The 511-nt window shown below is 43.6% G+C and carries 1 protein-coding gene; it reads right to left on the bottom strand.

Annotation, left to right across the window (positions count from 1 at the left end; translation table 11 throughout):
- A partial coding sequence (locus tag R7Q11_RS29560; RefSeq protein WP_225467387.1) for a TonB-dependent receptor plug domain-containing protein occupies positions 1-511 on the bottom strand: 511 nt, incomplete at both ends.

Here is a 511-nt window from a genome sequence, read left to right as displayed (position 1 = left end):
CGTGGCTAAAACCAATAGATTGGCGTTCATATTCTCGTACTGCAACTTGAGACTCTCGCTCCACTGATTTACCTAGAGTGGTCTCTCGCTCTTGGTTATGATTGGTGAACTCCAGAGTAAAAGTGTCATCCGAGGTAGGTGTGAGGTACAAAGAAGCTCGATAGTTGTCGAGTGTCTTACCTGCATAACCACCTTCAATTTCATCTTCTTTTCTTTCCTGATACAGTCCAGTCAAAGAAGTACTCAACAGACCATCAATGACAGGGCCAGCAAGGTAAAGCTGCCCTTGATAGCTATTTCCAGATTTTGAATTTTCTTGAAGCGTCGTTTCTGCACGCAAGCTTCCGTGCCACTCTTGATAATTTTTACGCGTAATAATATTAATCACACCCCCCAAAGCATCAGACCCATAAAGGGTTGACATAGGGCCACGTACAACTTCAATACGTTCAATTGCACTCAACGGGGGAAGCCAGTCTTGTTCAGTAAACGTACTACCATTAGTTTGAGT

The organism is Vibrio sp. 970 (assembly GCF_033339075.1).
The sequence above is the reverse complement of the archived record's forward strand: the minus strand, read 5'-3'. Positions and strand labels throughout refer to the sequence as shown.